Origin of the sequence: Corynebacterium sp. HMSC08F01, from assembly GCF_001807545.1 — a bacterium.
Lineage (GTDB): Bacteria > Actinomycetota > Actinomycetes > Mycobacteriales > Mycobacteriaceae > Corynebacterium > Corynebacterium coyleae.
In genome coordinates this window covers 29,091-52,447 of the sequence record NZ_KV789327.1, presented here as the reverse complement: position 1 = coordinate 52,447, position 23,357 = coordinate 29,091, and the positions used below count along the sequence as shown (strand labels likewise).

Below are 23,357 nucleotides of genomic sequence, written 5' to 3'. Positions count from 1 at the left end.
GTATGACTGCCTTGAATCGCAACGGTACGACTGCTGCCGTGATTGTGACCCATAAGCGTGTTGACCTGCTGCGGAACTCGTTGGAGCAGGTGGTGTCGCAGACGCATCCGGTGGATTGGGTCATTGTGGTGGATAACGGTGATGAGGATGCGGTGCGTGTGCTTGTCGACGAGCTCGCCAACGACAAGGGCGTCTACCTACCAAGCAAGACCAATCTGGGCGGGGCGGGTGGCTTCGCGTATGGGTTCCTGCACGCGCTGGCGCTGGGAGCGGATGCGATTTGGTGCGCGGATGATGATGGTCGCCCGAAAGACCACACCGTCCTCGAAGAGCTCTACCGAACCGCAGAGAAGCATCAGTTGTCGGAGGTGTCGCCGGTGGTGGCGAACATCAACGACCCGGAGAAGCTGGCGTTTCCGCTGCGGCAGGGCACGACGTGGCACCGGCGTGTTGATGAGCTGCAGGGCGATTTTCTGCCGCAGTACGCCAGTTTGTTTAATGGCGCGTTGATTTCGGCGAAGGCGATGGAGCGCATCGGTGTGCCGGATTACCGTCTGTTTATCAGGGGCGATGAGGTGGAGTACCACCGTCGTCTGGCGCAGTCGGGCCTGAAGTATGGCACGGCGTTGACGGCGTTTTATCTGCACCCGGATGGGTCGGACGAGTTCCATCCGATTATGGGTGGGCGGGCGCATGCGCAGTTCCCGGACAATGAGACGAAGCGGTATTTCACGTACCGCAACCGTGGCTACATCATTAATCAGCGCGGCATGAAGAAGATGCAGTTGCAGGAGGTTGTCCGGTTCGGGTGGTTCTTCCTGGTGGAGAAGAAGGATCCGAAGGGCTTCCTCGATTGGCTGAAGTTGCTTAGGCGGGGGGCGCGAGAGGACTTTCGCCGCCCTTAGTGCCGCGGAAGATCCAGTAACGCTGGAGGAGGAAGTTGGTAGTCGTCGCTACGCCTTGTGCGATGACGAAGGACACGGCGTTCTTCCACGAATCTTGCAAGCCTAGCGACGACAGCGGCTCGTCCGTCACCCTCCACAGCAACATCTGCACCGCGAAGGTGGTGGCGTAGAGGATGAACACGGCGCTGGCTTTTTTGGCGTCGATTTTGGCGTTGAAGGCGAACTTGGAGTTCAGCACGTAGGCGGAGATGGTGCCGAAGACCCAGCCTACGGCCTTGGCCAGGTCGCGTTGGACGTCGAGGGCTTGGTCGAGGGTGTTGGTGATGCCGAAGTCGATGACAGCGCAGCCGATACCGATGACCAGAAACGGGATGAGCTGCTGTTTTAGGGAAGCGTTCGAGGACACGGGCGTTTACCCTACTAGGCTCATGTGCCATGAGGAAGCATTACAAAGGTGATGACCCGGACGCGATCCACGAGGCAGCACAGCGTGTCGACGTCCCCCTGTCCGACTTCATGGTGCGCCTGATGGCCGAGGAGCTGCCGTTTGTGGACTCCAAAGGCCGCACACGTATCTATGAGATTCTTCGCGAACACGACGGGCCTGTGATTTCGAGCCAAGAAGAACTGCCCGCGGAGATTCGTAGCATTATGGATCTCTAGTCCGGCGGTAGGGTTGTGGGCATGGAACTGACAACCCAATCCCTCTACGGATGGGGCCGTACCGCCCCGTCCACCGCCCAGGTCCTGTCCACCCCTGACGTGGACACGATTGCGGAGGCAGTCAAGCGGGTCGCGGATGAGAACGCGGACCTGCCCGAGCACAAGCGCCGCGGCGTCATCGCCCGCGGCCTGGGCCGCTCCTATGGTGACCCCGCCCAGAATGGTGGCGGTTTGGTCGTCGATATGACTCCGCTGAACCGGATCCACTCCATCGACCCGGACTCCGGCATTGTCGACGTCGACGCAGGCGTGAGCCTTGACCAACTCATGAAGGCCGCCCTGCCGTATGGCCTGTGGGTCCCGGTGCTGCCGGGTACCCGCCAGGTCACCATCGGTGGCGCGATCGGCCCGGATATTCACGGTAAGAACCACCACTCTGCGGGCTCGTTTGGCAACCACGTGTTGTCCATGGAGCTGCTGGTGGCGGACGGCCGCGTGCTGCACTTGGAGCCGACCGGCGAGACCGCTGAGCTGTTCTGGGCCACTGTTGGCGGCATGGGCCTGACCGGCATCATCCTGCGCGCCCGGATCCAGATGACCAAGACGGAGACCGCCTACTTCATCGCGGACACCGACCGCACCAACACGCTCGACGAGACGATCGCGGTGCACTCCGACGGCTCTGAGGTGAACTACACCTACTCGTCGGCTTGGTTCGATGCGATCTCCGCACCGCCGAAGACGGGCCGCTCCACCATCTCCCGCGGCTCGCTGGCCACCTTGGATCAGTTGAAGGAGTTCGCCCCGAAGCTGGCTAAGGACCCGTTGAAGTTCAACGCCCCGCAGTTGATGACGGTGCCGGACATTTTCCCGTCCTGGACCATGAACAAGCTCTCCCTGATGGCGATCGGCGAGGCGTACTACATGATGGGCTCCCCCGCCCGGAACCAGGTGCTGAACCTGACGCAGTTTTACCAGCCGCTGGACCTCATCGGGAAGTGGAACCGCGGCTACGGCAAGGCTGGCTTCCTGCAGTACCAGTTCGTCGTCCCGACCGACGCTGTGGAGCCGTTCAAGGACATCATTTACGACATCCAGTCCTCCGGCCACTACACCGCCCTGAACGTGTTCAAGCTGTTCGGCGAAGGCAACCAGGCACCGTTGTCCTACCCGATGAAGGGCTGGAACGTGTGCGTGGACTTCCCAATCCGTCCGGGCCTCAACGAGTTCCTCGACCGCCTGGATGACCAGGTCATGCAGTTCGGCGGCCGTCTCTACCTGGCCAAGGAATCCCGCACCAGCGCGGAGAAGTTCCACAAGATGTATCCGGAACTGCCAGGCTGGTTGAAGACCCGCCGCGACATCGACCCGACCGGCGTGTTCGCATCCGACATGTCCCGCCGTCTTGAGCTCAACTAAGGAGTACCCATGCTGAACGCAGTAGGCCAAGCCCAACACATCCTCCTCCTCGGCGGCACGAGTGAGATCGGGCTCGCGATTGTCAGCGAGCTCGTCTCCCGCGGCGGCAACCCCACCGTCACCCTGTGTGCGCGCAAGGACTCCCCGCGTATCGACGACGCCATCGCCCAAGTCCAGAACGCCGGCGCAGGCCATGTACGCCTGGTCGATTTCGACGCCCTGGATTTCGCCTCCCACCCTGCCGTGATCGATGCGGCGTTTGAGGACGGCGAGGTCGACGTCGCTGTCGTCGCCTTCGGCACCCTGGGTGACCAGGAGCAGCTCTGGCAGGACCAGGCTGCCGCCGTCGCTTCGGCGCAGATCAACTTCACCGCCCCGATGTCGGTCGGTGTGCTGTTGGGCCAGGAGATGAAGCGCCAGGGCCGCGGCAACATCATCGCCCTATCGTCGGTGGCGGGCCAGCGCGTGCGCCGTTCCAACTTTGTCTACGGTGCTGCGAAGGCCGGCATCGACGGCTTCTACCTGCAGCTCGGCGAGGCTCTGAAGGACAGCGGCGTGAAGGTCACCGTGGTACGCCCGGGCCAGGTGCGCACCAAGATGACCGATGGTCTCGACGAGGCCCCGCTGACCGTGAACAAGGAAGACGTCGCCGAGGCTGCCGTGGAGGCCGCCCTGGCCGGCAAGTCCTCCGTGTTCGTGCACAAGCTCTTTGGCCCGATCTCCCTGGTGCTGAAGGCGATCCCGGCGCCGATCATGAGCAAGCTGAACTTCTAGCGCCAAAATAGTTCCCAGCCGGGGAACTTTCTTCAAAAACGACCTGCAAAAGATTCACTCCCTGCAGGTCGTTTTCGTCTTGGTGGAAGATAGTTCACACCCCGGGAACTATTTTCTAGTCCTTGGCGCGGCCCATCCCCATCAGCACCTGCTCGCGAAGCCGACCGGTCCCCACCACCGCCAGGACACAGCCAACCAGCGCGACCGCAACAAGCGCGCCGAACAGGGCCACCTTGTCCAGCACGTTGACGTGAACCATGACCATGATGGTGCCCATCAGGCTGCCCATGCCGAATCCCAGCAGGGCCACCACCAGCATGGGAACCCCAACCTCGCGCACGGCAACCTTGGTGTGGAACGCGGCCGGCGCTCCAATGAAGTAGAGCGATTTGGTCAGTTGCTTCTGCTCCACCACGGACAGTGCCTGGGTGAGCAGCGTGGACGACACCAACAGGACCGCCGCGAAGACGGCGGTGATGACCACGCCGGAGGGAATATCACCCGTAATCATCTTCAGGGCGGGCTCGTCCTCGATGTCCGGTACTGCGGAGATCCAGGCGCCGACGCCGCCGATGAACGCCACGAAGTACAGGGCGGTCACTCGCTTCCAGGTGGTTTTCGCGCCTCGGCCGACCCGGCGCGTGGCCACGTAATTCGCAGCTCCGGGGACCCAGTAGCTCAGGCGTGCGAGGAGTTGGATCACGCCGACGGCGATCAATGCGTTGACAGTAAGGACGCCGCCTGCCACGACCAACAAGGCGCCGAACTCCAACGCGTCTGCCTGCGGAGCGATAGTCAGCGAGCTGAGGTAGCGGTACAGCACCACCGCGCCAACCAGTGACAGCACCAGCGTGATCATGTTTTGTCCCTTTGGCGGGATTTTCTTGGTGACGCCGAGAGGGGTGACGGCGACTCGTCGCAAGGCAAGCCACACTGAGCACGCGGCTAGTACCAACACCACGATCCACGCGATGGGGATGACCCACCAGGTGAGCATCTCCCAGGCGCCGACGGGTTTGTCTTGGAAGGTCAGCAGCGACCACGCGGGGCATGTGACCACGTACAGCACCGAGCCGAGCACCAAACCAACCAGAGCTTGGCGCAGCGATTCGAGGATCATCATCCCGCGCACTTCGCCGGCCGTCGCGCCGATGAGACGCAGCGCCGCAAGGTGTTCTTCGCGTCCGCCGAGGTTCGCCCGTGCGGCTTGGGTAAGCAGCCCCAACAGGCTTGGCACGAGTAGCACGCACGCGAACAGCGCGAGGAAGATATACGCCGTGGAAATCGGCCCGCCCATCGACTCTGCGATTTCCACGAGCGCCTCGTGCGGGTGCAGGTCGCGGGCGAAGAACATCCAGGTGCCGCCCATGAGCGTGCACAGCATCCACGTCGCTACGGTCACCGCGACCAGCGACAGCGCACGTACCCAACGTTCGCCGATCTGCCGCTGCGAGCGCCCTTCGCTTGTCGACGACACCGCCGAGCGCATCAACGTCACCGCACTCATCGTGTCACCTCCGAGTGGATCAGGCCGTCGCGGATTTCGACGCGGCGGCTGCACCAGTCGGCGATCTTCGGGTCATGCGTGACCAGCACGAGTGTCACACCGAACTTCTCCGCGATTGCAACGATCTGCTGCATGACCTCATGCCCGGTGGCCTGGTCCAACGCCGCTGTGGGTTCGTCGGCAAACACCACCGACGGCGGCCCGGCCAACGCGCGCGCGATGGCCACGCGCTGCACCTGGCCGCCGGAGAGCTGCCCCGGGTACCGATCTACAAAGGCCCCCAAGCCCAACCGGGTCAGCATGTCGATGGCTTCGTTATGCGCCTCGGCCCGCGACACCCCGCGCATGATCTGCGGCAGGGCGACGTTTTCGGTGGCGGTCAGTTCCGGCAGCAACTGGCCGTCTTGGAAGATGAAGCCAAAGTTTTCCAGGCGCAGGCGCGAGCGTTCCGCGTCGCTCATGGCCGACACGTCCTGGCCGTTGAAACGCACCTGACCGTCGTCGGGCACGAGCACGCCGGACATGCAGTGCAGCAGGGTCGACTTGCCGGAGCCAGAGGGTCCCATGATCGCGACGGATTCGCCGCCTCCAACCGTCAGGCTGATGCCTTCGAGGACCCGTTGTTGGGTGAAGGACTTCGTGATGTCGTTGAGTTCAAGCATGGTGTCTATTCCACAGGTGGTCGTCGATAAGCACTATGGCTCTGGGTCCCGAATATGGGTAGTGCTAGCTCTACCTGGCTACGCTCGGGGCCATGCGGCGACATAAACACGAGGAGCGAGCTGCCACCAAAATCCACCAACTGACGGTTTCGCGGCGCAGGATCGCGGAGGCGTATGAGGTGGAGCGGCTGCGCATCGAGCGCGACCTGCACGACGGCGCGCAGCAATACTTTGTGGCCGCCGCGATGAAACTGGGTGAGGCAAGGTTGAACATTGAATCGCAGCTTCTCGACGACGCCGCCCGCGACCTCCACAACGGCCTCGACGCACTCCGCCGCACCGTACGTGGCATCCACCCGCGGGAACTGTCGGACCACGGGCTGGTTGCCGCGATCGAGACCGCCGCCGCACAGCACGGCCCGCATGTCACGGTCCGTGCCCCGCACGAGCTGCCGCGTATCGACGCCTCCGTCACCGCCGCCGCCTACTTCTTCACCACCGAAGCCTTAACCAACGCCGCGAAGCACGCACCACATGTACCGGTCAGCGTGCTGGTCACCTGCGACCACACCCTGAATGTTTCCGTCACTGACCAGGGCGGCGGCAACGCACGCATCACACCCGGCGGTGGGTTGGATGGCATGCGAGAACGCATCGCGGCGTTCGGCGGTGAGATGGAGCTGCACTCGCCGGACGGTGGGCCGACCACCGTCACCGCACGTATTCCGTTGCTGTTGTTCCGAGGAGAAAGTGGGATTGCGCCATGAGGATCGTTATCGCGGACGACTCTGCGCTGCTGCGGGAGGGTGTTGCAGGGTTGCTCACCCGGCGCGGCCACGAGGTTGTGGCGCAGGTGGAGAGTGCGGATGGGTTGCTGGGGGTCGTCGATAAGTATGGGCCCGACCTGGTGATCACGGACGTGCGCATGCCGCCGAACATGCGTGACGACGGCCTCCAAGCCGCCCTGGAACTACGCAAACGCGGCCCGGTGAATGTGCTGGTGCTATCGCAATACGTCGCGCCTGCCTACGCGCGGGAACTGTTCTCCGGCGGCGACGGCGGCACCGGCTACCTGCTCAAAGACCGCGTCGCCGAGGTGAAGGACTTCATCCAGGCTTGCGAGACCGTGGCAGGTGGCGGCGTGGTCATCGACCCGGACGTGGCGGGCGCACTCATGGCGGCGAGCTCACGCTGGCTGACCACACTTACCCCTCGCGAGGTGGAGGTGCTCGAACTCATGGCAGAAGGCCTATCCAACAGCGAGATCGCGGGCAAGCTCTACCTCTCCGGTGCGGCGGTGGCGAAGCACGTGTCCAGCATTTTCTCCAAACTGGGGCTCACTCCGGACGAGGACAATAGGCGCGTGCGGGCAATCCTGATGTACCTGGCGGAACGTGGCGTGGGGTGAGTGTCGGCAGCGTATGCGACACTATTACGCATGACTACCGCTTATCATCCCGACGAGCTGTCACCGGGGCAGGCAGCCGTCCGTACCGTCGCGGCGGGGCTCGCAGGCGGCATTCTCTCGCTTGCTGCGTGGTTTGTGCTGCACCAGATCTCGCTGCCGGCGTTCAATACCTCCATGGTGACCAGGTCGTTGGCCACCGGTGTGTCGTTCGTCCTGTTGGGCATCGCCGCTGTGCTGGCGGTGCTGTGGACGCGCGGGAAGAAGCACTGGATCATTTCGGCGGTGATGGCGTTGGTGCCGGCGGGGTTGGTCGTCGCAACGCTTGGCATTCCACTGTCTGCCACCAAGCTGTATCTCGACGGCATCCAGGTTGACCAGGGGTTTAGGACGCAGTTCCTGTCCCGCATGACCGAAAACCTGGGCCACGCGGACATGGCGTACAAGGACCTGCCCACCTTCTACCCCATGGGCTGGTTCTGGGTTGGCGGGCGCGTGGCCAACGTGCTGGGTATGGACGGTTGGGAGGTGTACCAGCCGTACGCGATTGCCACCCTGGCGGCGGGTGCGGCGATGCTGACGCCGATCTGGCGCAGGCTCGTCGGTTCCCTGCCGGTTGCTACCGCGATTGCCGTGGTGACCACCGCGATCGTGCTGACGGAAGTCCCAGAGGAGCCTTACGCGGCAATCGTGGCGATGTTCCTTCCAGCCGCCGCGGTATGGGCCCACAGGGCGCTGAGTGGCTCGTGGGCAGCCACCGCCGCGTTGACGATCTACCTGGGCATTTCCGCGTCGTTCTACACGCTGTTCACCGCCATTGGCGCGCTGACGGTCGTGGTGATCGCGGTGGTGATGTTCTTCACCGGCGAGCGCACCTTGACCCCGCTGAAGCACCTGTTCATCGTCGGGTTCGCCTCCATGGCCATCGCTGCGATCTCGTGGGGTCCGTACATCTGGCGTGTAGTCACCGGTGACGAGGCGCTGAAATCTACCGCGAACCACTTCCTGCCCATCGAGGGCACCTACTTTGCCCTCCCGTTCCTGTCGTTGTCCCTGGTAGGCCTGCTGTGCCTGTTCGGCCTCATTGGACTTATCGTGCGGTTCCGCGACCCGGAGATCGCCTCCCTGGGCGCGGCGATTGGCGTGAGCTACGTGTGGGCGCTCGCCTCCATGGCGATCACCCTCCTGGGCACTTCCCTGCTGGGCTTCCGCCTCGAGGTGCTGGTTGTGTTGCTGTTTGCCACCCTCGGCGTGATTGCGGTAGCGAACTTCCGCTTGACCTGGTTGGAGCGGAAGGTGAAGAACAAGGCCGCCCTGAACGTGGTGGCGATTGTTCTGGTGGCGGTGGCGTCGCTGCAGATGGTGCAGCACATTGCGGTGAAGAACGAGGCGTACATCGACCAGGCCTACGCCGACACGGATGGTTACGGCGAGCGTGCAGACCGTTTCCCGGCGGATGCGGGCCGGTTCTACAACGAGATCGCCGACTACATCGAGGAGCACGGCCACATGAAGAACGAGGCGGTGATCTACACCGACGAGATCAACTTCATGGCCTTCCAGCCGTTCTTCGGCTTCAACGCGTTTACCAGCCACTACGCTAACCCGCTCGGCGAGTTTGAGCAGCGCAACGGTGAGCTGGAGTCGTGGTCACAGATTTCTTACGACGACCCGAAGAAGTTCACGGAGGCTATCGACAACAGTCAGTGGGAGCCGCCGACTGCCTTCATTTTCCGCGGCAGTGAGGATTCTGACTTTAAGACCCACATCGCCCACGACATTTACCCAAGCCAGCCGAACGTGCGCTACCAGGGGTTGTTCTTCAACCCGGAGGCGTTTGACAAGGCGAATTGGGACGTGAAGTTCATCGGACCGTTTGCTGTCGCGGTGAGGAAGTAAGGTGACCGGAGTGAAAACTGGATCTACTCGTCTTATTGCGACCGTTTCTGGTCTCATCGCGTTTGTGCTTCTGCTGCTCACCCCGTTTTTGCCGGTGAAGCAGACGGAGGCGAGCGTGTCGTGGCCGCAGAACGACACGGTTGGTTCGATCAACGCGCCGCTGATTTCGTTGGCTCCGCAGGACCTTGAGGTCACGGTGCCGGCCAACAGCGTCGGCGAACTGCGTGAGGGCCAGAGTCTGATCTTCGGTACGTTGCCGGAGTCGTCGAATAAGGCGACGGACCGTGGCCTGTTTATCACTGCCCCTGGCGGTGGCCTGGTGGTGACTTCCCTCAATGACGTGCTGTTCGAGCTCACCCCGGCCGAGGTCCGCAACCTCCCCGACGGCGCGCAGCTGCACGTCAGCGTGACGCACGAGGAAACGACGGTTGAGATCCCCGGCACGTCTCACTCGGAGACCAGCGAGGATGATTACCGCCCGCAGGTCACGGGTATGTACACGGAGTTGGAAAATAAGCAGTCGCTTATCGACGACGGCCTTGCCGCCCACATGAACATCAACTCCCGCTTCACGTCCTCCCCGACGCTGATCAAAAACATTGCGATGTGGGGCGGCCTGCTGAGCGCCCTGGTCAGTTTGTGGGCGTTGCGGAAGTTGGATGGGCCGGCGCGCTATCGTCGTCGACAAGCAAAGGGCTTGCAGCCTCTCGACGGCGTCGTGGCCGGTGTCCTTGGCTTTTGGCACATCTTCGGCGCGAACACCTCCGATGATGGCTTCCTGCTGACCATGGCGCGCGTGGCCGCGAACACGGACTACATGGCCAACTACTACCGCTGGTACGGCGTGCCGGAGGCCCCGTTCGGCTCCCCGTTCTACGACGTGTTGTCGTTGCTGTCGGAGGTCACCACCGCGTCGATGTGGATGCGCCTGCCGGCCCTGTTTGCAGCGCTTGGCACGTGGTGGTTGCTGTCGCGCGAGATCCTGCCGAAGTTGGGCCCGGAGGTCGCCGAGCGCAGGGTCGCCCACTGGACGGCGGCGTTTGTGTTCCTGGCGTTCTGGTTGCCGTACAACAACGGCACCCGCCCGGAGCCGATCATCGCCGTTGGCCTGATGGCTACCTGGGCGCTGTTCGAGCGCGCGATTGCCACGAACCGTCTCACCCCGGCAGCCTGGGGCACCGTGACCGCCGCGTTTACCCTGGCGTGCGGCCCGACCGGCCTCGCAGCGGTTGGCGTGTTCCTGATTTCGCTGCCTGCGGTGCTGCGCATGATCGGTTCGCGCCCGCAGCCCCGAATTTCTTACGTCGCGCCGTTTATGGGCGCGGGCCTGGCGGTGATGGTGCCGGTGTTCCACGACCAAACTCTGGCCACCGTGCTCGAGGCGACGAAGGTGCGCTCCGAGGTCGGCCCTGCCCTGAGCTGGTTTGAGGAGTGGACCCGCTACGCAACGCTTCTAGAGCAGACCGTCGACGGCTCCATGTCGCGCCGCTTCCCCATGTTCGTGCTGCTGCTGTGCACCGGCCTGATCCTGTGGGCGCTGGCGAAGGGCGACAAGACCACCGGCACGACCAAGCGCATGATGCTGATCCTTGGCATGGCGACGTTCTTCCTGCTGTTCACCCCGACGAAGTGGACGCACCACTTCGGCATCTACGCGGGTCTCGGCGGTGCGATCGCGGCTGTGGGTGCGGTGGTGCTCTCCCGGATTGCGATGAAGTCGGACCGCAACCGCACGTTCGCTATGGCTGCGGTGCTGTTCCTCATGGCGTTTACCCTGGCGGGTTGGAACGCGTGGTGGTACGTGTCCTCGTTCGCGGTGCCGTGGTGGGACCGCACTGTGCAGTTCAAGGCCATCGAGGCCAACACTGTGGTGCTGGCGAGCGCCCTGGTGGTGTTCGCAATTGGTGTAGTGCAGTCGATGCGCGGCCCGCGCGCGATCAGCACCCGTTGGTCGGGCGTGATGGCTGCGCCGATCGCCGTGTTTGCGATCCTCATGGTGACGTTCTCGTGCCTGACGTTTGTGAAGTCGTTCGTCTCCCAGGCCCCGGCGTATTCGGTGGGTATGGGCAACGTGAAGTCGTTCAAGGGCGACGTGTGTGCCCTCGGCGGCGACGTGCTTCTGGAGGACGACACGAACGAGTCCTTCCTCACCCCCGTCGGCGGCGTTCCGCTGGGCAAGTCCCTGGATGCGGGCAAGAACATCGGCTTCACTCCGGACGGCGTGCCGGCGTTCATCGCTTCGGAGACGGCCGATACTTCGGACCGCACGCTGAGCGACACACAGTCTGACGACGACACCGCCGACGTCGATCCCGCTTCCGACGAAGCCCAGTCCACCTCTCGTGTGAACACCCAGGGCAACCGTCCGAAGTCGATGCGCGGCGTGAACGGCTCGACCGTGCGCCTGCCGTTCGGCCTGGACTACAACCGCATTCCGGTTGCCGGCACCTTCGATGATGAGCCGAAGCAGTCCGCGTCGCTCGAGACCACGTGGTACGAGTTGCCGCAGCTTAGCGACGACCGCCCTCTCCTGGTCACCTCCGTCGCCGGCCGCATCGCCCACCACGACATCAATGGCGTGGAGCAGGAAGGCACCGAGCTGAAGCTGGAGTACGGCACCAACAAGGACGGTGTGGTGCGCAAGCTCGGCGAGGTAGAGATGCTGGACCAGGGCCCAACCCCGCTGTGGCGTAACCTGCGCTTCCCGCTGGCGGACCTGCCGGAGGAGGCGAACGTGGTGCGTCTCGTCGGCGAGGACACCTCCCTTGCGGAGAAGGACTGGTTGGCGGTCACCCCGCTGCGCAATCCGAAGCTGATCCCGCTGTCTGAGCGTTTCGATTCCGACACCCCGGGCCTGCTCGACTGGACCGTCGCGTTCCAATACCCCTGCCAGCGCCCGTTCTTCCACGCCAACGGCGTGACGGAGATTCCGGAGTTCCGCATCATGCCGGACGCCCCGGGCAAGCAGCAGCTCTCTGGCTTCATGGACTTCCTCGGCGGCGGCGCGCTCGCCCCTGCGGAGGCCGTGAACACCTCGTATGAGATCCCGGGCTACCTCAAGGACGATTGGCAGCGCGACTGGGGTTCGGTGGCGCAGTACGAGCCGCGCCGCAACTCTGTCGGCGACGTTCCCGAGTTGGCGCACGTGGACACCGAGGTGACCACACGTTCCGGCCTGTACACCCCCGGACCGATGAAGGTGCGAAACCCTGACGAGCAGGGTTAGGATGCACATGTCATGAAACTCAGAAATGTTCTCGCAGCCTGCGTCGCTGCCCTCAGCGTCATCGCCACCGCAACCACCACTGCGGAAGCACAGCCCTTCAAGCAGCAGGGGTGCTCCGCGCATTACTTGGTTGCGGTGCCGGGCGGGGCGAACACGGCTGAGGGGATCCCGGACTACGTGCCGCACGGTGGCAACGTGTTCATGACGGGCATCCTGACCAAGCTCGGCACCGCCGGCGAGATCGATCCAGTCTGGGTTTCGTACCGCTCCACCCCGTTCGCGGCTACCCCGTACAAGCAGGCGTCCGCCACTGGCTACAACAAGGCGCGTGCAACTGTCACCCGCCTAGCCAATGCGTGCCCGGACGCCCGCTTCTCCTTCACCGGTTACTCCCTCGGCGCCGACATCGCCGCCCGCTTGACCAGTGATATTGCGCACGGTCGCGGCCCGATCGCGCCGGAGAAGGTCTCGGGTGTGGCACTGTTTGCCAACCCGTACCAGGGCGACAACGGTGCGGTGCTGTCCCACGGCACCTCCCCCCACGCACGCGGGTCCCTCGGCCCGCTCCCGGAGGGCTACGGCGAGCTCGGCCCCCGCGTGCTAGAGATCTGCAACGCCGGTGACCTGGTGTGCAACATGAACGAGGCGCACCGTGGTCTTGTCTCCCCGGCGATGCGTACCAACGTGGCTGCGGGGCAGATCCCGTTCGGGGAGTTCAACAACCTGTTCCGTTCCCTCGGGTTGGGCGCGTTTGCTGTCTTCCACGACATTGGTTTGCACGGCAGCTACACCCTCGGCCAGCAGCGGGAGGCATCCAACTGGATTATTGAGCAATCTTTGGCCCCGATCCAGGTGCCAATTCCGTAGCATGGTGGCATGCATGACCTCTTTGAAGTAGTAAACGGCGAGTGGGTCGCCAACCACGAAATCCCCGCTGACCGCGGCATTGACGGCGCGTTTTACGCCCTGCGCGATAAGGCGGAGGAAGATGTCCACGCCATTCTTGCGGACGGCAACGCCCTCTACACCTCCTTTATGGACGTGGATGCGGTCAACGCTGCAGGCATCGACGCCCTCAACGCCGACTTGGAGTTGATTGAGGTGGCGAGCGTTGAGGAGTTCGTCGAAAAGTTAGGGCTCTTGGAGCGCACAGGCATTGGCGCACCGCTGACCTACTGGGTGGAGAAGGATTCCCAGGGCGAGGATTCCGTCCCGTACCTCGTGCAATCGGGGCTTGGGCTTCCCGACGAGGCCTACTACCACGAGAAACAACACGCACAGACGCTCGCTGACTATGAGAAGCACGTCGCGCGCATGCTCGAGTTCCTCGCCCCGAAGTACCTGCTGGGGCTGAGCCCGGAGATCGCCGCACAGCGCATTATCAACGTGGAGAAGGCGCTGGCAGACTCCCACTGGGATGTGGTGAAGTCGCGCGACGCGATCGCCACCTACAACCCGGCCGAACTCTCGGACATGCCGCCGCTGGTGCAGAAGATGCTGCGCGCCTCCGGCCTCCCCGACGGCCGCGTCATCGACATGATGCCCTCCTACACCGCGGATCTGGACGCAATGCTGCGCCGCGAAACGCTCGCCGACTGGCAGCTGTGGGCTGCGTGGAACATCCTGCGCTCCCGCGCCGGCGTGCTCAGCGAGGAGATCGGAAAGGCAAACTTCGAGTTCTACGGCAAGAAGCTTTCCGGCGCGACCCAGCAGCGCGACCGTTGGAAGCGCGGCGTGGCCCTCGCAGAATCCCTCATCGGCGAGGACATCGGACGCGAATACGTCAAGCGCCACTTCCCGCCGCAGTCCAAGGAGCAGATGCTGGAATTGGTGCAGTACCTTATCGACGCCTACCGCACCCGCATCGCCGACCTCCCCTGGATGAGCGAAGAAACCAAGAAGAAGGCCGCGGAGAAGCTTTCCCAGTTCAACTCCAAGATCGGCTACCCCGACAAGTGGCGCAGCTACGAAGGCCTGGAGTTCACGGACAACCTCGTCGAGAACGTGCGCCGCGGTGCCGCGTTTGAGCACGACTACCAGCTGGGCAAGATCGGCAAGCCATCCGACCGCGACGAGTGGGTGTCCAGCCCGCAGACCGTCAACGCGTTCTACAACCCGGTAGTCAACGACATCACCTTCCCGGCCGCGATCCTGCAGCCGCCGTTCTTCGACCCCGATGCCGACGCCGCCCAGAACTTCGGCGCGATCGGCGCGGTGATCGGCCACGAGATCGGCCACGGTTTCGACGACCAGGGCTCGCGTTACGACGGCCAGGGCAACCTCAACTCCTGGTGGACCGAACAGGACCGCGCCAACTTCGAGGAACTCACCTCCAAACTGGTCGAGCAGTTCAACGGGCTCGTCCCATCCGTCCTGGAGGGCACCGACACCTCTGGAGTGAAGGGCGAGTTCACCCTCGGCGAGAACATCGGTGACCTTGGCGGACTCGGCATCGCCGTCGTGGCGTACAAGAAATACCTCGCCGACAAGGGCCTCGAAGAAACCCGCGAAGGCTTCCAGAACCTGTTCTACGCGTGGGCTCGCGTGTGGCGTTCCAAGGCCCGTCCGGAGATGGCGGCACAGCTGCTGGCCATTGACCCGCACGCCCCGAACGAGTTCCGCTGCAACGTCATCGCTGCGAATATCGACGAGTTCTACGACGCCTTCGACGTAGAGAAGGGCTCCAAGATGTGGATCGAGCCCGAGGACAGGGTGACGATTTGGTAGAGGAATACCCGCTCAACGAACAGGGTGACCCGAACTTCAACGTCGGTGGCGTCAAGCGCGACCTGCCGCCGGAACTGCAGTTGGAGCAGCTCGCCTCCTACATCGAGGCGACCTACGAGGACGGCCCGAACTACCTGGCACTCCTTCCAGACAGGATCACACACGCCGCCATGCTCATGCTTGGCAGTGCGGTGGATCATGCGATGCCGGCGACGAAGTGGTCGGGTGAGGTGGTCGTCGAGAAGCATGAGCTCGGTGTTGTGTTCAAGCCGAGCAACCCGACCGGCGCGTGGGCCGTCTCCGTGTGGGACGGGCCCGACAATGCCAAAGAGATGCTGTGGCGCCCCGACGTGGCCGCCGCCGCTGAACTCTCCGGCACGACGATCCTCGACGTCGACCGTGCCGAAGACGCCCAACGCGCCGTCGACCAACTGCCCGGCCCCGTCACCGCCTGGGTGCTTGGGGATACCCCAGCCCCCACCGCCGACGACTACGTCTTCACCTTCCCCACCACCAACCGAGAGGGATTCGTGCAGGTCCCGGCAGGTTCAGGGCTCGAAGGCACCGAGTACTACGCCAAGGGGTTCATTTCCACACCGGCAGAAATCCGCCGTCGAGTGCAGGATGTCGCGGAGCATCTCCGTCGTTGACCTGGTTGATACCCACGTTGGTATCCACCGTGTTTTCATAGGCGGTGCCGTACGTCAGTGCGGCCACCGCCCACGTTTCCTTGCCGATCTCACCCCAGGACACCGAGCCCGTCGCACTCTCCCGGTCGTCTGACCAACCCATCTTCGAGCCCTTCACACGCTTCAACCGGGCCGTGCCAAACCCCTGGATGAAACCGTCCGACGCCACCGCGGTCTGCTTCTCCATGCCCGCGAACAGCGGTTTCGCCGCCGGGTCCCACACAATCGACGCGATGAACGTGGCCAGATCCCGCGCCGAAGTTTGCGACTTCCCCCACGACACACCACGTGCCGTCTGCTTCAAGTCAAAGTCCTCGGCAATCTGATCGATCGCCTCCGGATACTTCGCATCCAACGTGCTGGCAATCCCGTCATCAGAGGAGGCAATCATCTCCTCCACCTGCTTCTTCTCAGCCTTCGTGCCGTTGTACAGCACGTAGTAGCCCAGATAGAGCTTCGCCAGCGACAGCGCCGGCCGGGCCTCCTCCGCCTTCGGCGAAATGGACACGCGCCCGTCCGGATGCACCACAGCAAGACCCGTCCGGTCCCTGTTGTACGACGGGTCCACGTGGTAGGCACTCAGCGGGAAACTCAACGACGCCACCAGCAGCGCCGCCCCTACACGTTTCACAGCACAGAGTCCGCTTCGCTGATCTCCTCGAACGTCGGCACGTCAACCTCGACGATGAAGCACTGCGCCCCATTCGGGTCCGCAATGCCCGCCATCGGCCCAAACGCGCCCTGGCCAGGCCCGACGAGCACCGTGCCGCCGTGCGCCTCGACCGCCTTGCACGCCGCCTCGAGGTCTTCCACACCGAAGTAACTCACCCACGACGCCGCCTCCCCGACATACATGCCCAAGAACGGCGCACCGTCCTCGAACGCCAGGAAGTAGCCGTCTTCCTCGCGGATCTCCCAGTCGAACAGGTCGCCGTAGAAATCGATGGTGGCCTGGTCCGTGGTCACCAACTCGTACCACACCGGCACCCCTGGCTCACCTGCTGCGACGAAGCGCTCCTCCGGATCCATTAGGCCGAACAGGCCACCGGATGGGTCTTCACAAAGCGTCAGCTCGTCGTCCGCGCTCAGGATGCGCCCGCCGAGCTTCTCCACCTCGCCGCCGCCCATAAATGACGTCACCCAACCGTCCGCCTTACCAGACACCAGGCCCGCCACCGGCAGCCCATCCTTGCGGGCAGTCCCGTCGACAATCTCCCAGCCGAATACGTTGCTGTAGAAGTGCGTGGACTTCAGCACGTTCGTGGTCATCAGGTCCTGCCAAAACGGCATGCCATCCTTGCCCTCGAATGCAGGCATTACATGTTCCTCCACTTCTCCGGATCGAAATCGTCGTTGGCGGTGCGCTCATCGAAGTAATCGTCACCGTCCGAGTCCGCCATCACTGTTGCGGAGGCGTCGCCGATCGAGACGGTGTCTTCGTCGTGAAGCAAATGCCCCCGCGAGGTGACCACATCACCGTTGACCAGCACCTCTCCCCCAGCAATCGCTTCCTTCGCGTGACCACCGGATTCCACCAGGTTGGCCAGTTTCAAGAACTGTCCGAGCTTGATTGATTCGCCCGAAATCGACACGTCCATATGCATGCCGGACAGTCTATCGGTCCGCCTGATCGACCGGCATGATGCTCATTGTGTCGATGTTTACCCGCTTCGGCAGGCTCGCCACCCACCGCACCGCCTCCGCAATGTCCTCGGCGGTGAGGTTCACGTTGCCCTCGTAAACCTTCTGCGCACGTTCCTCGTCGCCGCCGAACCTGTTCAGCGAGAAGTCGGTCTTCACCCGACCCGGGTCGATCTCGCACACACGAATGTTGTTCTCCGCCTCCTCCCTGCGCATCGCCCTGGTCATACCCCGCAGGCCGTACTTCGCCGCGTTGTAGCCGGACCCGCCCTTGTACGCGTCCGTGCCCGCGACCGATCCAATGTTGACCACCAGTCCCTCCGATGCCTTGATCTGCGGGTACAACGCCCTGGTGACCCGCATCGTGCCCATCACATTGGTCTCGAGCATCCACTCCCAGTCCGCGTCATCCGCATCCCGCAGGTAGTCGGTCTCCTTTGCACCACCCGCGTTATTGACCAGCAGGTCCACGCGCTCTAGCTCGTTGAGTTTTGCCACGCTGGCCGGGTCCGTCACGTCGAGGTGGATTGCTCGGCCGCCGATGTCATCAGCAATCGCCTGGCACTTCTCCAGACGCCGAGCCGCCACGATGACCTTCCAGCCGTCGGCGGCAAGGGCCCGGCACGTCGCCTCGCCGATACCCGCGGAACCACCTGTGACTACTGCAACCTTTTGTTCGCTCATGCGCCGAAGTGTAGGCCCTCCCACAGCATCCATGTGGCCAGAAGAATAAAGATGACGCCCGTGACCACGTCGATCCACCTGCCGTAACGCTCAATCTTGGAGGCCATCGCGCGGACTGCCAGTGCGAACCCGACGAACCAGGCGATGCCGGTGACGATCAGTAACGGCGCCGCCCACCAGCCCACGTGTGCGAACTGGGCGAAGATCGCCCCGAAAAACAGGACGGCCTTCGGGTTGGACAGGTTCGTCGCCACACCGGTGAGGAACGGTCTGCTCACCTGCTGCGCTTCCGGCAACTCCGGGTCACTCGCCCGAATCGCGCCTATGCCCATCCACAACAAGTAGGCGCCACCGACGATCTGCAGCACCGACAGGATCTCCGGGAACGCTTGAATCAACGCACTCAGACCCGCCAGCGACGCGACGATCCACACCGTGTTGCCCAGCATGATGCCGAGCGCGCACAGGATGCCATCCCGTCGATTCTTCGCGCCAACCCGGATGATCTGAAACAGGTCCGGACCTGGGCTGACGATTGCCGCGAACCAGACTCCAAGCAGTGCGATCATCACTTCTCCATTTGCCGCATCGTGATGTTGAGTCTTCCTTCTAGCAGCGCCGACGTCCCCTTCTTCGCCCCCAGCACGCCATGTCTCGCGCGGCGGGCTGGGCCACCGAACACGAGGGCATCCCCGGACATGAGGAGAATATCGTGCCCCTCGATGCGAAACACACAGTCCTGACCGAACGACAGGCTGACCACCGCGTTCTCAGATTCTTCCTCCGCATCGACGTGCATACCCATTCCTTTGCCCGGCGGGTAGAAATTCACTAACGCCGTTTCCACACGTGGAGTCTCACCAACCCGCGGGTCAATCTCGCGTGCCCGATCCATCACCTCCCCTGCGATCCGCTGGAAATTCTCCGGCACCGGCGGTACCTGATATCCATCGACTTCCTGCAGCATGCGGTACGGATTCGTCGCCCAGAACCACCCGAGCGACAGCATCCACGCATCCATCTGCCCTTTGCCTACCCGTGGTTGGCGCATCGCCACCGGCGTGTCGGCAACCGACCTCGCTAATTCGCGCGCTTGTTCGATGATTTCCCGCTGCTCATCAGAGGTGAAAAACGCAGGTAGATGCACCACCCCAGGCATCACCTGGTGTGGCTTGCGTGGGATCACGGTGGCGTCGAAAAGCAATTGCTCCACCTTGCGTGTCGCGGTCGTTTTATATGATTTTCACACAATAACCCAAAGTGTTCGAATAGGCAACCGTATTACTTTTTATTTCTGCTGGTTAATCCCCTGACGCTCGTTCGTGTGTTCGACATTGCTATTGACGACCCCGCAAAGGGGGCCATGACCACGGCAATCGAACCGATGTTTCGCAACCAACGCACTAACGACCCGCACGCAAGCGGCGCCCAAGCGATCCGCGACATCTACTGGGGAATGTTCCGCATGTACGCGTACGAAGGCCACGTTGAAGACGACTTTTACATGATCTACCTCGACTGTCACTTTCTTGACGTAGCCGCGGCTTGCGGATTGGCAGAATGCGGACTGCACAGGCTTCGTGGCTGTAGTGGTCGTCTTCTTCGTGACTTCTAGCTGACGCCAAGAGCCTTTTTCCAGACAGCGAAAGTACTCCGCCGAAACAATTAGCTCAGTTCAGGAGAGCTATAAGTTCCGCCCTAGAGCTACAGTCCATTTTTTTCAGAAGAGAAGACACTATTTTCTTTATATAGGATTCAGAATAAAATAACTCTTTTGCTATTTGTCTATTGCTGTTTCCTCGGCGCAACAATTCCATGACAGCTTCCTCATTATCGGTTAATGAAGCGTGTGCCATTCGTTCGACAAACCGTCCCCACGGGGATTGAGCTACCAGCCGTTTCACGCATTGGGGTGAGAGACTGGTCCCTCCGTTAAGCGCATCTCTGAGTGCCTGAATAATTACCTGCGGAGGTTGTCCTTTAATGACGTACCCGGACGCCCCACGCGCAAGAGAAGTAATCATCGTGTCGTCAGTGTCGTAAGCTGTCATCACAACAAAAACAGGTGGTTCATCGAAACTGTTCGTCTGTTTCAGTAATTCGACTCCATCCATATCGGGCATGCGGACATCGGACAACACAACGTCACAGGTATGACTATCGAGCCATGTCAGCGCGCAGCGCCCGTTCGCGGCGGTGGCAACAACCTCTAGGTCTGGGGTTTTAGAGAAGTAAAGCGGAAAGGATTCCCGGATTACGGGATCATCATCAACAAGGAGGATCCTGGCGCTCATTTACTACACCAAGGATGGGTTTGACCTTTACTGCACCCCAGCCAGTCCTTAATAATCTGGTATGTATGAGTCACCGGTTTCCTCTCAGCGGGAGGTACCTCGACTGTTACGGGGGATCCTGCCACAAGGCTAACGGTAAGCATAAGAGAGATCACGGAATTCATATTTACGACGAAACCTTTCAGACGGGGACATGGAAAGTAATCGACCAACGGGCGTCAGCGCTATCCAGTGTCATGTTTCCGCCTACGGCGGCAATCGTTCGCTGCATAGATACTAAACCAAAATGGCTGGAACCAGCTCGCCCACGCCCCGGTCTATAAGTGTTAGCGAGAGTCACAATGATTTGTTTGGCATCTGCAGTTGCAGTCATTCTCACCATGGAATCAGGTACGGCATACTTGATGATATTGGCACTGGCCTCAGACAAACATCGACTGAGCGCCTTGTCGATAGACTCAGTGCCGGGATCCACGCTGATATTCGCGGTGGATTCAACATGAAATCCGGCCTCCTGAAGCGCGCGATTAGTTTGTATCAGTGTCGTGGTTAGCGCTGGCACAGTCGCTTGCTGATGATTGATCGCCTGGGCATTGAGCTCGTCCACTAACGCGCGAATACCGCCTATTGACTTACGCGCTGTGGTAGCACACTTCTGTAGAGCTTGCTCTATCTCCGGCGTGGCGATCGCCAATGCTTCAAGCCTAACTATCAGCGCAGTTAGATCAGCAGCTACCGTGTCATGGAGAAGCCCAGCTACTTCTGCCTTACGTTGGCGTATCTGGAGATGGCGTTGCCTTTCTTTTGTATTCACCGTGTTGATAAACCACCCAACGGCAAATGCGCAAACCATCATGAGGCTAAAGATGGTCACAGACTGCGAATCCACACTAAACGACTTTTTATCCGGGGAGTAAAACCCAAGTAGTGTCGTAAAAACTGCAAGGACTACTCCAGTCTTATACCTGCGTTGCGCAGTAACTACAGTAACCATCAGAACGGACGTCAACGTCACCAAATCTGGAGAACGAGCGGAAAAGCTTGCGACCGCAAACAGCGCAAGATGCCCCAGAGCGGCGACAGTAGGCCGATATGCCGCCAGAGGCAATGTAGCTGCTAGCAAGAAGAAAAGCACCCCAGTGCCAATGTCGACAGGTGCGACTACCGAAACGCGCAAGCCCCACAGAGTAAGAGCCAGCAAGCACAACACCAGCGCTATTACTACGCGGCCAGAATGAAACGCCTTAATAAACACATTAAGCACCCAGAGTTGCATCGATGGAAACCATAGAAGAACAGTGAAGCATGAAAGTTACGGTTCGTCCCGCCACCCAGCAATCGAATTTTCAACTATCAACTTATCGACGTTGAATCAAAAGCGATGCCAGAACCGGCCGATCAGAACCCCCAATATCCAATCGAAAAGCGAGGCGATAGCACTTCAAACTAGAGCACCCCTAGGCTTTGTTCCGCGACCCAAAGTACCTTTCCACTCTCCTTGATTCTCTCCCTCGTCGTTGGCCAGTGTGTAAGACAGCATCGCTAGAGATCACCCCCATTCTGAAGCCCATGGGGCGCTGTCCATGTTTTATCTGTTTGGCACCATCCCAGAGCCTCAACAAAAAGGGGGACAACGACCAGCAGTACCCGAACCAGGGAATTTGCCACCTTCGCGGTAAAACTTTCCCAAGATAAGCAAACTAGATAGGGTCGCATTTTCCATTTTTAGCATCTCGTTTCTGCAGCTCAACAATTGATTCAGTGAGCGAGAAGTCCGGATTGTCTTGTCGGAACTGCTTGATTGCAGACGCTGAGGGGATGGGTAGGCTCGAATCGATTTCTTGGGCCTTCGAGAGGTTTCTGTTTGGCTTTAGTCCCCACACTCCGATGATTGCGAGAACAAGCGCTAAGACGAACTGCCCCGTAACGATGGCCACTACTGCCGCCCCAATTGACAAACAAGACCCTATGTACTCTAGTTTTTCGAGCATATCTTCCTCTTGTGCAACTATTGCTACATGCGTGCGCTAGTCGAAGCACTTTTCCTGCACGCCAGCGATTCCTACGAGCTCCGCCGCGAGTGCACCGACAGCTCCACCGAGAGCTTGCAGCTTCTCGTAGCTGAAGCTCGCCCCCCACATGACGCGAACGGCTTCCGCCACTCCTCCAAGTTCTTTGATATAGCGCTTTATCTTGAGAAGTTTGGCGGCTCCAACCAAATTACCTGCGATCATCCCCGTAATTGCCCCAGTACACCCAAGAACACTGGCGTAAGTAGTTACCCCCGGTGTCCCTGTCACAAGGTTTTGCTGGACCCATGTTTGAGTAGCAGCATCGCCTTGAAGGAGGACTTCATCTGGAATAGACATGATGGTTTTCAGGTCGGCTTCCATTTGCTGTGCCTGTTCGGCAAATGCAGGGTCAAATTCAGTGCTGGTGCCCGCTGCATGCTTCGTGGAAATCCCTTTACCATTGCTCTTTTGAGTGCTGATAGAGGGGGCGTCGGTGGGTGACGGAGTAGCGTACGCGGCTGACACTGACGCGACCGAGCATGCAATGGTCAGCGTGACTGCCCCTGCGAGGACACGATTACGGTGAAAAAACATAGTACCTCTCTAGTGGTGGACTGGATTGGAGACACTTTTGAAACTAACCGCCTACCTGCAGAAAGGGCAATAGTTCAGATCACTTCTGGAACTTTAGTATCCACAGTGGTTCCAAAGGTTGCACTCCTTTTTGGAGCGCCTTAATCTTTTCGGCTCAAAAACAACTTGACGCTGTCGCCGTTGGCGCCCCAGGGAGTGGTGGGAAATAGATCAGTGGTTAAAGAATTCGCCCAGAACCACCCGAGCGACAGCATCC

The 23,357-nt window shown here is 61.2% G+C and carries 24 protein-coding genes; 12 read left to right on the top strand and 12 right to left on the bottom strand.

Features of this window, described 5'->3' with window-relative positions; genetic code table 11:
• Positions 1-2 precede the first annotated feature (2 nt).
• Positions 3-905 (top strand): galactofuranosyltransferase GlfT1, encoded by a 903-nt coding sequence (glfT1, locus tag HMPREF3171_RS11080; RefSeq protein ID WP_070484964.1) that lies wholly within the window; start codon positions 3-5, stop codon positions 903-905.
• Here the strand turns inward: glfT1 and HMPREF3171_RS11075 are convergent.
• Positions 868-1,311 carry a GtrA family protein gene (locus tag HMPREF3171_RS11075; protein WP_070484963.1) on the bottom strand — a complete coding sequence of 148 codons (444 nt, stop codon included), beginning with the start codon at positions 1,309-1,311 and terminating at the stop codon, positions 868-870. The genes glfT1 and HMPREF3171_RS11075 overlap by 38 nt on opposite strands.
• A gap of 29 nt (positions 1,312-1,340) precedes the next feature.
• Here HMPREF3171_RS11075 and HMPREF3171_RS11070 point away from each other — a divergent pair, with 29 nt between their 5' ends.
• Genes HMPREF3171_RS11070 through HMPREF3171_RS11060 form a run of 3 tightly spaced genes read left to right on the top strand, consistent with a single transcriptional unit; the run spans position 1,341 to position 3,761 of the window.
• Positions 1,341-1,568: a hypothetical protein gene (locus HMPREF3171_RS11070; protein WP_070422004.1), complete on the top strand. Its 228-nt coding sequence runs from the start codon at positions 1,341-1,343 to the stop codon at positions 1,566-1,568.
• Positions 1,569-1,589: 21 nt separating this feature from the next.
• Positions 1,590-2,987 (top strand): decaprenylphosphoryl-beta-D-ribose oxidase, encoded by a 1,398-nt coding sequence (locus HMPREF3171_RS11065; protein WP_070484962.1) that lies wholly within the window; start codon positions 1,590-1,592, stop codon positions 2,985-2,987.
• A 9-nt stretch (positions 2,988-2,996) separates the two neighbouring features.
• Positions 2,997-3,761 carry a decaprenylphospho-beta-D-erythro-pentofuranosid-2-ulose 2-reductase gene (locus HMPREF3171_RS11060; RefSeq protein WP_070484961.1) on the top strand — a complete coding sequence of 255 codons (765 nt, stop codon included), beginning with the start codon at positions 2,997-2,999 and terminating at the stop codon, positions 3,759-3,761.
• Between the two features lie 115 nt (positions 3,762-3,876).
• Here HMPREF3171_RS11060 and HMPREF3171_RS11055 read toward each other — a convergent pair whose 3' ends face one another.
• Together HMPREF3171_RS11055 and HMPREF3171_RS11050 are read right to left on the bottom strand one after the other, a co-directional pair.
• Positions 3,877-5,268, bottom strand: a complete 1,392-nt coding sequence (locus HMPREF3171_RS11055) for an FtsX-like permease family protein (RefSeq protein ID WP_070484960.1) — start codon at positions 5,266-5,268, stop codon at positions 3,877-3,879.
• Positions 5,265-5,930 (bottom strand): ABC transporter ATP-binding protein, encoded by a 666-nt coding sequence (locus HMPREF3171_RS11050; protein WP_070484959.1) that lies wholly within the window; start codon positions 5,928-5,930, stop codon positions 5,265-5,267. The genes HMPREF3171_RS11055 and HMPREF3171_RS11050 overlap by 4 nt, the downstream gene beginning before the upstream one ends.
• 92 nt (positions 5,931-6,022) lie before the next feature.
• Here HMPREF3171_RS11050 and HMPREF3171_RS11045 point away from each other — a divergent pair, with 92 nt between their 5' ends.
• From HMPREF3171_RS11045 to HMPREF3171_RS11015, 7 genes are read left to right on the top strand one after another with little or no spacing between them, the layout of a single operon-like run.
• Positions 6,023-6,697: a sensor histidine kinase gene (locus HMPREF3171_RS11045; RefSeq protein WP_070484958.1), complete on the top strand. Its 675-nt coding sequence runs from the start codon at positions 6,023-6,025 to the stop codon at positions 6,695-6,697.
• Positions 6,694-7,338 (top strand): response regulator transcription factor, encoded by a 645-nt coding sequence (locus HMPREF3171_RS11040; RefSeq protein WP_070484957.1) that lies wholly within the window; start codon positions 6,694-6,696, stop codon positions 7,336-7,338. Before HMPREF3171_RS11045 ends, HMPREF3171_RS11040 begins: the two co-directional genes overlap by 4 nt.
• 30 nt (positions 7,339-7,368) lie before the next feature.
• Complete coding sequence (locus HMPREF3171_RS11035) at positions 7,369-9,234, top strand: galactan 5-O-arabinofuranosyltransferase (RefSeq protein WP_070484956.1); 1,866 nt, start codon at positions 7,369-7,371, stop codon at positions 9,232-9,234.
• 10 nt (positions 9,235-9,244) lie between these two features.
• Positions 9,245-12,460, top strand: coding sequence for an arabinosyltransferase domain-containing protein (locus HMPREF3171_RS11030; RefSeq protein WP_246815379.1), 3,216 nt, complete (start codon positions 9,245-9,247; stop codon positions 12,458-12,460).
• A gap of 12 nt (positions 12,461-12,472) precedes the next feature.
• Positions 12,473-13,327, top strand: a complete 855-nt coding sequence (locus HMPREF3171_RS11025) for a cutinase family protein (RefSeq protein ID WP_070484954.1) — start codon at positions 12,473-12,475, stop codon at positions 13,325-13,327.
• 9 nt (positions 13,328-13,336) lie between these two features.
• The gene (locus HMPREF3171_RS11020) at positions 13,337-15,187 is read left to right on the top strand and encodes a M13 family metallopeptidase (protein WP_070484953.1); all 1,851 of its coding nucleotides are present in this window, start codon (positions 13,337-13,339) and stop codon (positions 15,185-15,187) included.
• A complete protein-coding gene (locus tag HMPREF3171_RS11015) occupies positions 15,151-15,837 on the top strand; it encodes a hypothetical protein (RefSeq protein ID WP_141743405.1) in 687 nt (228 codons plus the stop codon). The genes HMPREF3171_RS11020 and HMPREF3171_RS11015 overlap by 37 nt, the downstream gene beginning before the upstream one ends.
• Here the strand turns inward: HMPREF3171_RS11015 and HMPREF3171_RS11010 are convergent.
• The 6 genes from HMPREF3171_RS11010 to HMPREF3171_RS10985 are packed head-to-tail and all read right to left on the bottom strand — an operon-like array spanning position 15,773 to position 19,414.
• Complete coding sequence (locus tag HMPREF3171_RS11010) at positions 15,773-16,507, bottom strand: hypothetical protein (RefSeq protein ID WP_070484951.1); 735 nt, start codon at positions 16,505-16,507, stop codon at positions 15,773-15,775. The genes HMPREF3171_RS11015 and HMPREF3171_RS11010 overlap by 65 nt on opposite strands.
• Positions 16,504-17,193 carry a VOC family protein gene (locus HMPREF3171_RS11005; protein WP_070484950.1) on the bottom strand — a complete coding sequence of 230 codons (690 nt, stop codon included), beginning with the start codon at positions 17,191-17,193 and terminating at the stop codon, positions 16,504-16,506. Before HMPREF3171_RS11005 ends, HMPREF3171_RS11010 begins: the two co-directional genes overlap by 4 nt.
• Positions 17,193-17,474 carry an RNA-binding S4 domain-containing protein gene (locus HMPREF3171_RS11000; protein WP_371327153.1) on the bottom strand — a complete coding sequence of 94 codons (282 nt, stop codon included), beginning with the start codon at positions 17,472-17,474 and terminating at the stop codon, positions 17,193-17,195. The genes HMPREF3171_RS11005 and HMPREF3171_RS11000 overlap by 1 nt, the downstream gene beginning before the upstream one ends.
• Before the next feature lie 16 nt (positions 17,475-17,490).
• The gene (locus HMPREF3171_RS10995) at positions 17,491-18,201 is read right to left on the bottom strand and encodes an SDR family oxidoreductase (RefSeq protein WP_070484948.1); all 711 of its coding nucleotides are present in this window, start codon (positions 18,199-18,201) and stop codon (positions 17,491-17,493) included.
• Positions 18,198-18,770 carry a LysE family translocator gene (locus HMPREF3171_RS10990; RefSeq protein ID WP_070484947.1) on the bottom strand — a complete coding sequence of 191 codons (573 nt, stop codon included), beginning with the start codon at positions 18,768-18,770 and terminating at the stop codon, positions 18,198-18,200. Before HMPREF3171_RS10990 ends, HMPREF3171_RS10995 begins: the two co-directional genes overlap by 4 nt.
• Entirely contained in the window at positions 18,770-19,414 is a 645-nt protein-coding gene (locus HMPREF3171_RS10985; RefSeq protein ID WP_246815378.1) for an alpha-ketoglutarate-dependent dioxygenase AlkB, read from the bottom strand. The genes HMPREF3171_RS10990 and HMPREF3171_RS10985 overlap by 1 nt, the downstream gene beginning before the upstream one ends.
• Before the next feature lie 150 nt (positions 19,415-19,564).
• Between HMPREF3171_RS10985 and HMPREF3171_RS10980 the strand changes: the two genes are divergently transcribed.
• A complete protein-coding gene (locus HMPREF3171_RS10980) occupies positions 19,565-19,816 on the top strand; it encodes a hypothetical protein (protein WP_070421987.1) in 252 nt (83 codons plus the stop codon).
• A gap of 55 nt (positions 19,817-19,871) precedes the next feature.
• Here the strand turns inward: HMPREF3171_RS10980 and HMPREF3171_RS10975 are convergent, their stop codons facing one another.
• The 3 genes from HMPREF3171_RS10975 to HMPREF3171_RS10960 all read right to left on the bottom strand — a co-directional run bounded on the left by HMPREF3171_RS10975 (position 19,872) and on the right by HMPREF3171_RS10960 (position 23,101).
• Positions 19,872-20,495 (bottom strand): response regulator, encoded by a 624-nt coding sequence (locus tag HMPREF3171_RS10975; RefSeq protein WP_070484946.1) that lies wholly within the window; start codon positions 20,493-20,495, stop codon positions 19,872-19,874.
• Between the two features lie 181 nt (positions 20,496-20,676).
• On the bottom strand, positions 20,677-21,771 hold the full coding sequence (locus HMPREF3171_RS10970; protein WP_070451959.1) for a sensor histidine kinase: 1,095 nt from the start codon (positions 21,769-21,771) through the stop codon (positions 20,677-20,679).
• A gap of 751 nt (positions 21,772-22,522) precedes the next feature.
• Entirely contained in the window at positions 22,523-23,101 is a 579-nt protein-coding gene (locus tag HMPREF3171_RS10960; protein ID WP_083279376.1) for a hypothetical protein, read from the bottom strand.
• Between the last annotated feature and the right edge of the window lie 256 nt (positions 23,102-23,357).

Bases quoted from the DNA above. Each gene is read 5' to 3' on its own strand.
- glfT1 (WP_070484964.1), top strand. From the start codon at position 3: ATGACTGCCTTGAATCGCAACGGTACGACTGCTGCCGTGATTGTGACC.
- HMPREF3171_RS11070 (WP_070422004.1), top strand. From the start codon at position 1,341: ATGAGGAAGCATTACAAAGGTGATGACCCGGACGCGATCCACGAGGCA.
- HMPREF3171_RS11065 (WP_070484962.1), top strand. From the start codon at position 1,590: ATGGAACTGACAACCCAATCCCTCTACGGATGGGGCCGTACCGCCCCG.
- HMPREF3171_RS11060 (WP_070484961.1), top strand. From the start codon at position 2,997: ATGCTGAACGCAGTAGGCCAAGCCCAACACATCCTCCTCCTCGGCGGC.
- HMPREF3171_RS11055 (WP_070484960.1), bottom strand. From the start codon at position 5,268: ATGAGTGCGGTGACGTTGATGCGCTCGGCGGTGTCGTCGACAAGCGAA.
- HMPREF3171_RS11050 (WP_070484959.1), bottom strand. From the start codon at position 5,930: ATGCTTGAACTCAACGACATCACGAAGTCCTTCACCCAACAACGGGTC.
- HMPREF3171_RS11045 (WP_070484958.1), top strand. From the start codon at position 6,023: ATGCGGCGACATAAACACGAGGAGCGAGCTGCCACCAAAATCCACCAA.
- HMPREF3171_RS11040 (WP_070484957.1), top strand. From the start codon at position 6,694: ATGAGGATCGTTATCGCGGACGACTCTGCGCTGCTGCGGGAGGGTGTT.
- HMPREF3171_RS11035 (WP_070484956.1), top strand. From the start codon at position 7,369: ATGACTACCGCTTATCATCCCGACGAGCTGTCACCGGGGCAGGCAGCC.
- HMPREF3171_RS11025 (WP_070484954.1), top strand. From the start codon at position 12,473: ATGAAACTCAGAAATGTTCTCGCAGCCTGCGTCGCTGCCCTCAGCGTC.
- HMPREF3171_RS11020 (WP_070484953.1), top strand. From the start codon at position 13,337: ATGCATGACCTCTTTGAAGTAGTAAACGGCGAGTGGGTCGCCAACCAC.
- HMPREF3171_RS11005 (WP_070484950.1), bottom strand. From the start codon at position 17,193: ATGCCTGCATTCGAGGGCAAGGATGGCATGCCGTTTTGGCAGGACCTG.
- HMPREF3171_RS11000 (WP_371327153.1), bottom strand. From the start codon at position 17,474: ATGGACGTGTCGATTTCGGGCGAATCAATCAAGCTCGGACAGTTCTTG.
- HMPREF3171_RS10995 (WP_070484948.1), bottom strand. From the start codon at position 18,201: ATGAGCGAACAAAAGGTTGCAGTAGTCACAGGTGGTTCCGCGGGTATC.
- HMPREF3171_RS10990 (WP_070484947.1), bottom strand. From the start codon at position 18,770: ATGATCGCACTGCTTGGAGTCTGGTTCGCGGCAATCGTCAGCCCAGGT.
- HMPREF3171_RS10980 (WP_070421987.1), top strand. From the start codon at position 19,565: ATGACCACGGCAATCGAACCGATGTTTCGCAACCAACGCACTAACGAC.
- HMPREF3171_RS10975 (WP_070484946.1), bottom strand. From the start codon at position 20,495: ATGAGCGCCAGGATCCTCCTTGTTGATGATGATCCCGTAATCCGGGAA.
- HMPREF3171_RS10970 (WP_070451959.1), bottom strand. From the start codon at position 21,771: ATGCAACTCTGGGTGCTTAATGTGTTTATTAAGGCGTTTCATTCTGGC.
- HMPREF3171_RS10960 (WP_083279376.1), bottom strand. From the start codon at position 23,101: ATGTTTTTTCACCGTAATCGTGTCCTCGCAGGGGCAGTCACGCTGACC.